General features: G+C 52.2%; 6 protein-coding genes and 1 pseudogene. 6 read left to right on the top strand and 1 reads right to left on the bottom strand.

What is annotated here, in order from left to right:
• Nucleotides 1-494 precede the first annotated feature (494 nt).
• From rpmH to LCS67_RS22540, 6 genes and pseudogenes are all read left to right on the top strand, one after another.
• Entirely contained in the window at nucleotides 495-635 is a 141-nt protein-coding gene (gene rpmH, locus LCS67_RS22565) for a 50S ribosomal protein L34 (RefSeq protein ID WP_000831330.1), read from the top strand.
• A gap of 16 nt (nucleotides 636-651) precedes the next feature.
• Complete coding sequence (gene rnpA / locus LCS67_RS22560) at nucleotides 652-1011, top strand: ribonuclease P protein component (protein WP_000239725.1); 360 nt, start codon at nucleotides 652-654, stop codon at nucleotides 1009-1011.
• A complete protein-coding gene (gene yidD, locus LCS67_RS22555) occupies nucleotides 975-1232 on the top strand; it encodes a membrane protein insertion efficiency factor YidD (RefSeq protein WP_001307474.1) in 258 nt (85 codons plus the stop codon). Before rnpA ends, yidD begins: the two co-directional genes overlap by 37 nt.
• A 2-nt stretch (nucleotides 1233-1234) precedes the next feature.
• The gene (yidC, locus tag LCS67_RS22550; protein WP_000378283.1) at nucleotides 1235-2881 is read left to right on the top strand and encodes a membrane protein insertase YidC; all 1647 of its coding nucleotides are present in this window, start codon (nucleotides 1235-1237) and stop codon (nucleotides 2879-2881) included.
• A gap of 141 nt (nucleotides 2882-3022) precedes the next feature.
• Nucleotides 3023-4387 (top strand): tRNA uridine-5-carboxymethylaminomethyl(34) synthesis GTPase MnmE, encoded by a 1365-nt coding sequence (gene mnmE, locus LCS67_RS22545; protein WP_000019081.1) that lies wholly within the window; start codon nucleotides 3023-3025, stop codon nucleotides 4385-4387.
• Nucleotides 4388-4642: 255 nt separating this feature from the next.
• Nucleotides 4643-5866: pseudogene (locus tag LCS67_RS22540) on the top strand (tyrosine-type recombinase/integrase).
• 84 nt (nucleotides 5867-5950) lie between these two features.
• Here LCS67_RS22540 and LCS67_RS22535 read toward each other — a convergent pair.
• Nucleotides 5951-6514 (bottom strand): hypothetical protein, encoded by a 564-nt coding sequence (locus LCS67_RS22535; RefSeq protein WP_000400698.1) that lies wholly within the window; start codon nucleotides 6512-6514, stop codon nucleotides 5951-5953.
• Nucleotides 6515-6553: the final 39 nt, after the last annotated feature.

The following is a 6553-nucleotide window of genomic DNA, read 5'->3' as shown; positions in this document are numbered from 1 at the left end:
GTGTTCATGCCTGACCAGGATCGTTTGAAACGATCAGGACCGCGGATCATAGCCTAAACTGAGCAAGAGATCTTCTGTTTCTCACAGATTCTTCCCGATTTATCCACAGGACTTTCCAGGAAAGGATAAGTGTAATCGATCCAGGGGAACTCCTGTACGCTTTCGCGCGCATATTGAAAAAATTAATAGGTAAAGGTGAGCAGACGCCTAAAAGATCGCATAAAGATCCAGGGCGATCCTTGCGCTTTACCTGGCAGTCCGTATAATTCTCCACCCGTCGCGCAATGCCCGTCATATGGCGTCAACGCTGCTTATTTTCCGCACAAAAAGGCGTGGAAAATCGCGGGAAAATAAGGAAAGAGAATTGACTCCGGAGTGTACAATTATTACAATCCGGCCTCTTTAATCACCCACACTGTGGCGTAAGTCGTTCAAAGTTTGTTCGGGTATACGCAAAAGTCAGTGAATTTATTCAAGTTTAGGTAGAAATCGCCATGAAACGCACTTTTCAACCGTCTGTACTGAAGCGCAACCGTTCTCACGGCTTCCGTGCTCGTATGGCTACTAAAAATGGTCGTCAGGTTCTGGCACGTCGTCGTGCTAAAGGCCGCGCTCGTCTGACCGTTTCCAAGTAATAAAGCTAACCCCTGAGTGGTTAAGCTCGCATTTCCCAGGGAGTTACGTTTGTTAACTCCCGCTCATTTCACATTCGTCTTCCAGCAACCTCAACGGGCTGGCACGCCGCAAATCACCATCCTCGGCCGCCTGAATTCGCTGGGGCATCCCCGTATCGGTCTTACCGTCGCCAAGAAAAATGTTCGACGTGCGCATGAACGCAACCGGATTAAACGTCTGACGCGTGAAAGCTTCCGTCTGCGCCAGCATGAACTTCCTGCAATGGATTTCGTGGTGGTGGCGAAAAAAGGGGTTGCCGACCTCGATAACCGTGCTCTCTCGGAAGCGTTGGAAAAATTATGGCGCCGCCACTGTCGCCTGGCTCGCGGGTCCTGATAGCCCTTATTCGGGTCTATCAACGCCTGATCAGTCCGCTGCTTGGGCCGCATTGTCGTTTCACGCCAACGTGCTCAAGCTACGGAATTGAGGCATTGCGCAGGTTTGGAGTGATAAAAGGCAGTTGGTTGACGGTGAAACGCGTATTAAAATGCCACCCTTTACACCCTGGTGGTGACGATCCCGTCCCGCCCGGACCATTTGATACCAGAGAACACTAACGATGGATTCGCAACGCAATCTTTTAGTCATCGCTTTGCTGTTCGTGTCTTTCATGATCTGGCAAGCCTGGGAGCAGGATAAAAATCCGCAACCTCAGACTCAACAGACCACGCAGACAACGACCACCGCAGCGGGTAGCGCCGCCGACCAGGGCGTACCAGCCAGTGGCCAGGGGAAAATGATTACGGTGAAAACCGATGTGCTTGATTTGACTATCAACACCCGTGGTGGTGATGTCGAGCAGGCCTTGCTCCCGGCTTACCCGAAAGAACTGGGTTCCAACGAACCGTTCCAGCTGCTGGAAACCACCCCGCAGTTTATCTATCAGGCGCAAAGCGGCCTGACAGGCCGCGACGGCCCGGATAACCCGGCGAACGGCCCGCGTCCGCTGTACAACGTCGAGAAAGAGGCGTTTGTGCTGGCCGACGGTCAGAACGAACTGCAGGTTCCGATGACTTATACTGACGCCGCAGGCAACACGTTTACCAAAACGTTTGTCTTTAAGCGTGGCGATTATGCGGTTAACGTGAACTATAGCGTGCAGAACACCGGCGAAAAACCGCTGGAAGTCTCCACCTTTGGTCAGTTAAAACAATCCGTCAACCTGCCTCCTCATCGCGACACCGGCAGCAGCAACTTTGCGCTGCATACGTTCCGCGGCGCAGCGTACTCCACGCCGGATGAGAAGTATGAGAAATACAAATTCGACACCATTGCCGATAACGAAAACCTCAACGTCAGCTCCAAAGGCGGTTGGGTGGCAATGTTGCAGCAGTATTTCGCCACCGCATGGATTCCGCGTAACGACGGCACCAACAATTTCTACACCGCCAATCTGGGTAACGGCATTGTCGCTATCGGCTATAAAGCGCAGCCGGTACTGGTACAGCCAGGCCAGACTGGCGCGATGACCAGCACCCTGTGGGTCGGCCCGGAAATTCAGGATAAAATGGCGGCTGTTGCACCGCACCTGGATTTGACCGTGGACTACGGCTGGTTGTGGTTCATCTCTCAGCCACTGTTCAAGTTGCTGAAGTGGATCCACAGCTTTGTGGGCAACTGGGGCTTCTCCATTATCATCATTACCTTTATCGTTCGCGGTATCATGTACCCGCTGACCAAAGCGCAGTACACATCAATGGCGAAGATGCGTATGCTGCAGCCGAAAATTCAGGCGATGCGCGAACGTCTTGGCGATGATAAACAGCGCCAAAGCCAGGAGATGATGGCCCTGTACAAAGCGGAGAAGGTTAACCCGCTGGGCGGCTGCTTCCCGCTGATCATCCAGATGCCTATCTTCCTGGCGTTGTACTACATGCTGATGGGTTCCATTGAACTGCGTCATGCGCCGTTCGCGCTGTGGATTCATGACCTGTCCGCACAGGACCCGTACTACATTCTGCCGATCCTGATGGGCGTAACGATGTTCTTCATTCAGAAGATGTCGCCGACCACCGTGACCGACCCGATGCAGCAGAAGATCATGACCTTTATGCCGGTCATCTTTACGGTGTTCTTCCTGTGGTTCCCGTCAGGTCTGGTGCTGTACTATATCGTCAGCAACCTGGTCACCATCATTCAGCAGCAGCTGATTTACCGTGGTCTGGAGAAGCGTGGCCTGCATAGCCGCGAGAAGAAAAAATCCTGATTCGGTGTAGGCCGGATAAGGCGAAGCCGCCATCCGGCAAGGCGCGCCGGTCAGCCTGATGGCGCTAACGCTTATCAGGCCTACAATCAAAAGGCGGTCATATGACCGCCTTTTTTTATTGCAACAAAGTTGAGACTAACCATGAGCCATAACGACACTATCGTCGCCCAGGCAACCCCACCGGGACGCGGTGGCGTGGGTATCCTGCGTATCTCTGGTCTGAAGGCGCGCGACGTTGCGCAAGAGGTACTGGGCAAGCTGCCGAAGCCGCGCTATGCCGACTACCTGCCGTTTAAAGACGTTGACGGCAGCGCGCTGGATCAGGGTATTGCGCTGTGGTTCCCCGGCCCGAACTCCTTCACCGGTGAAGATGTGCTGGAGCTACAAGGGCACGGCGGTCCGGTGATCCTGGACCTGCTGTTAAAACGTATCCTGACGCTTCCAGGCGTGCGCATTGCCCGACCGGGCGAGTTCTCCGAGCGAGCGTTCCTCAACGATAAGCTCGATTTAGCCCAGGCGGAAGCCATTGCCGACCTGATCGATGCCAGTTCCGAACAGGCGGCGCGTTCGGCGCTAAACTCGTTACAGGGGGCATTTTCCGCCCGCGTTAACCACCTTGTGGAAGCACTTACTCACCTGCGAATCTACGTCGAAGCGGCTATTGATTTTCCGGATGAGGAGATCGACTTTCTCTCTGACGGCAAAATCGAAGCGCAGCTCAATGGCGTCATCGCCGATCTTGACGCCGTGCGCACCGAAGCGCGCCAGGGTAGCCTGCTGCGCGAAGGGATGAAGGTAGTGATTGCCGGACGCCCGAATGCCGGGAAATCCAGCCTGCTGAATGCGCTGGCAGGCCGTGAAGCGGCCATTGTCACCGATATCGCCGGTACCACGCGCGACGTGTTGCGCGAGCATATTCACATCGACGGGATGCCGCTGCATATCATCGATACCGCCGGACTGCGCGACGCCAGCGACGAAGTTGAGCGTATCGGCATCGAACGCGCCTGGCAGGAGATTGAACAGGCCGATCGCGTGCTGTTTATGGTGGATGGCACCACGACGGACGCCGTGGACCCTGCCGACATCTGGCCGGACTTTATCGCCCGTCTGCCCAAAAATCTACCGATTACCGTGGTACGTAACAAGGCGGATATCACCGGCGAAACGCTGGGTATTAGTGAAGTAAATGGTCACTCACTGGTTCGCCTCTCGGCGCGTACCGGCGAAGGCGTCGACGTGTTGCGTAACCACCTCAAGCAGAGCATGGGTTTTGATACCAATATGGAAGGCGGCTTCCTGGCCCGTCGCCGTCACCTACAGGCGCTGGCGGAAGCCGCTGAACATCTTGAGCAGGGCAAAGCGCAGTTATTAGGCGCATGGGCGGGGGAACTGCTGGCGGAAGAGTTGCGCCTGGCGCAGCAAAGCTTAAGCGAGATTACCGGCGAGTTTACCTCCGACGACCTGCTGGGACGGATTTTCTCCAGCTTCTGTATTGGTAAGTAAGTTTTAGTCCATCCTCGTCCGTGAACGTTCACTAACCCGCATTAACTGCCTGTTAATGCGGGTTTTTACTTTCCATACTCGTCCATAGTCGTGCGGGTTCATCCGCGATTTTTGTGTCCTGAATTGTCCCCATCTTTAAATCCCTCGTGTACCATTGTTTACTTTTTGATCTAAAAATTACATCAAATGAACACCAAAAACGGTATAAAAAACGCTCAAATATCCCTTCTCATGGACACACTATAGAGGTGAGATATGGCACTTTCAGATACCAAATTACGCACACTTGCTCCCAGAAACCGCCCCTGGCAACTTGCCGATCATGACGGGTTGGTGATTGAAGTTCTTCCCACCGGACGAAAAATCTGGCGTTTCCGCTACCGCTTTGACAACAAATCGCAACAGATCACGCTGGGCGAATACCCAGCTTTCTCACTTGCAGAAGCGCGGCTCTGGCGTGAAAAGTGCCGCTCACTGGTTGCCCATGGCATCAATCCCGCGCAGAAAAAGCAGGAAGAAAAGCTTAAACAGAAAGACCCAACGACAGTCAAAACATTCGCCAAACGCTGGCTGACCGATATCGTTGAAAAAAGTAACCGCGATCCGCGCAACATCACTCGCGTTATCGAGAAGGACATCATTCCCATCATCGGGAAGCTGGAACTCGAAGAACTCACTACTGCCCACATTCAGGTCGTGCTCGACCGCATCAAGCAACGAGGTTCGGATCACGTCGCATTACTGACGTGAAACGTGCTTAAACGCATGCTGGCCTATGCAATTTCCAGGGGAATCATCTTCAACAACCCGGCAGCGGCTATCGAGGCTCGTTATATCGCACAAGCAACAAGTCGTGATGTGGCGCTGACCGCAGAAGAGATCGGCATCCTGTTACGGGGGATCTACACCTCTAACATGAACCGACGCCACAAGCTGGCCCTGCACCTGCTGATCATCTGCATGGTGCGTAAATCGGAATTGATTGAAGCAACATGGAATGAAGTTAACTTCAACGCGCTGGAATGGCGTATCCCCGGCGAAAGAATGAAGATGGATAATCCACATATTGTTCCGCTGTCAAAGCAGGCGCTGGCGATGTTCGAAGAGCTAAAATTTCTGGCCGGAGATTCCCCTTACGTCTTCCCCAGCCGAAACGACCACCGACGCCCGATCTCCAAAACAACGCTGAACTGTGCGGTGCGTACGCTGGATCTGAACGTCAGGGATTTTGTTATTCATGACTTCCGGCGTACTGCCAGCACATTGCTACATGAGCAGGGCTACAACTCAGACTGGGTGGAGAAATGCCTGGCGCATAAAATCGGCGGCGTTCGCGGTGTCTACAATCATGCGGAATACCTGAATCAGCGTCGGAAGATGCTTCAGTCCTAGGCTGATTTTGTTGATGCGCAGATTGAGGAGGAGCGGAAGGTGGTTATCGGGAAGTTTGGGAAGGCTTATGAAATCAATACCAATTGACGCATCAAAATCAAATTAACAGCTTAGTAATATATAAAGAATAGTTCCGGCAAATGCCGGAACTATCGATGATATAATCAATACCTACGCAGCGTTCAGTTCATTCAGAATCTCAATGAACTTCTCATCTAGCTCCCTCCACTCTTCATTACTTAACATTTTATCCTTGTAAGCATGATGAGTGAGATACAGTAAGGTTTCGGTGACTCCGCCATGTTTCTTAATTAAGCCATCTAATTTTTTCTGAGCTTTCAAGGCTTCGGTTTTAACCAAGGCTCTCCGCTTCTCCTGAAAAACTGCTTCAGGCTCAGAAACAATCTGAGAGATAGTGTCCTTGTCCATTACATAGAATGTTTGAGTTGTTGCACTCCGCGCTGTAACCGATGTCGTAATGACATTACAGTGCTGAACAGGGATGAAGTATTTCTTCTCAAGAATCTCAATGATCGCAGGGAGCCGAGTTACTTCAAAATCAGCCGTGATATTGTTTCCAGCAGAAGTCAAACGGTCACCCCGAAGAAGTGAACACAAAACAACAATCTGTGAATTCTTCATACGATTGAGCATCACCAAAACTGCTGGATGAGCCGAAAATTTTAACGCAAGCTCATTACGAGCGACTGCTGGAGGAATGGTCAAGTGTTCCATAAAAAGCACCTTATCTATTGATATATAAACAATAAGACG

Source organism: Salmonella sp. A7, assembly GCF_020181675.1.
In the GTDB taxonomy this organism is placed as follows: domain Bacteria; phylum Pseudomonadota; class Gammaproteobacteria; order Enterobacterales; family Enterobacteriaceae; genus Salmonella; species Salmonella enterica.
This window is presented reverse-complemented; position numbering and strand designations above follow the sequence as displayed.